Here is a 239-nt window from a genome sequence, read left to right on the forward strand (position 1 = left end):
GTCACGGTAATCGGCTGTTCGCTTGTATCAGCAGCAGTTTGATAATGGGCTTTGCATTCAAGTACGCTTTCATCTTCGCAGTTTAAAATAAGTTGTGCCTCAAGCCATGGCTCTTTTATTTGCTGGTACAAGTATTGTCCAAGTTGTTGGGGGATGTTTTTTATTTCAGGTCGCATGTGCTGTCCTTAGCGTTTTCTATATAAGTTAATTATTGCTCAATGAGTACGACGATAGATTTA

General features: G+C 39.7%; 1 pseudogene. It reads right to left on the reverse strand.

The window, feature by feature from the left end:
* Positions 1-176: pseudogene (locus tag H5232_RS24570) on the reverse strand (DUF600 domain-containing protein); the annotation flags it as partial.
* Between the last annotated feature and the right edge of the window lie 63 nt (positions 177-239).

Source organism: Pseudoalteromonas sp. SG41-5, from assembly GCF_014164495.1.
Taxonomy (GTDB): Bacteria; Pseudomonadota; Gammaproteobacteria; order Enterobacterales; family Alteromonadaceae; genus Pseudoalteromonas; species Pseudoalteromonas rhizosphaerae.